Origin of the sequence: Qingrenia yutianensis (assembly GCF_014385105.1) — a bacterium.
Taxonomy (GTDB): Bacteria; Bacillota; Clostridia; order UMGS1810; family UMGS1810; genus Qingrenia; species Qingrenia yutianensis.
The window spans coordinates 1-641 of record NZ_JACRTE010000097.1; the positions used below are offsets into that span (position 1 = coordinate 1).

The window sequence follows — 641 nt, forward strand, 5'->3', positions numbered from 1 at the left end:
CTACTCATTGTCAAGCAAACCGTGGAATAAATGCGGTCGGTTTGCGTAAATTAACGAAATACTGCGATTCATTTCGTTTTTTGGAGCTTTTTTGTGTCTATTTTTACTGGGATGGCACAAATTGTTGTTTGATTAGCATTGGGATAATTTTCTATCCAAGAGTTTATTAGTTCCTTAGTAATTATTGGAGTAGTATACTTGCTTTCGATTACATACTTATCGAAGCATACTAATGCTCTTGATGCATCAGAATATGACCAACCCATACCTTGCTTGAATTTAACAAAAGAATAGAGCTTATCAGCGAAAATACTATTAAATTTATCATTACATTTACTCATATATTGATACCTCCCAATTTCCAGTTAAAGCACATTCTTTTAATTTTTCTATATTTACTTTCAAATAAGGTTTGATTGAATTGGGAGAAATATGACCAAGTATATCCGATATAACAATAGGTTCTACACCATTCTCTAATAAGGTTGTAGCTAAACTATGACGCAAAGAATGCAAACCGTGATAGGGATGTTCCTCAATGGAAATATTCGCTCGACGCAAATATTTTTGAAAAATAGGGTATAAATTTTTCAATCCATCAAATGGTGATATAAGTTTTACAAATAATATATCGGATGATG

At 31.8% G+C, this 641-nt stretch carries 2 protein-coding genes; both read right to left on the reverse strand.

Translation table 11 applies throughout. The features are described 5' to 3' along the window. Window positions 1–68: 68 nt before the first annotated feature. Complete coding sequence (locus H8706_RS12275; protein WP_262432864.1) at window positions 69–341, reverse strand: hypothetical protein; 273 nt, start codon at window positions 339–341, stop codon at window positions 69–71. After that, the coding region (locus tag H8706_RS12280) for a tyrosine-type recombinase/integrase (RefSeq protein ID WP_262432865.1) at window positions 334–641 on the reverse strand (308 nt) is incomplete at its 5' end. The genes H8706_RS12280 and H8706_RS12275, both read right to left, overlap by 8 nt.

Bases quoted from the DNA above. Each gene is read 5' to 3' on its own strand.
- H8706_RS12275 (WP_262432864.1), bottom strand. From the start codon at position 341: ATGAGTAAATGTAATGATAAATTTAATAGTATTTTCGCTGATAAGCTC.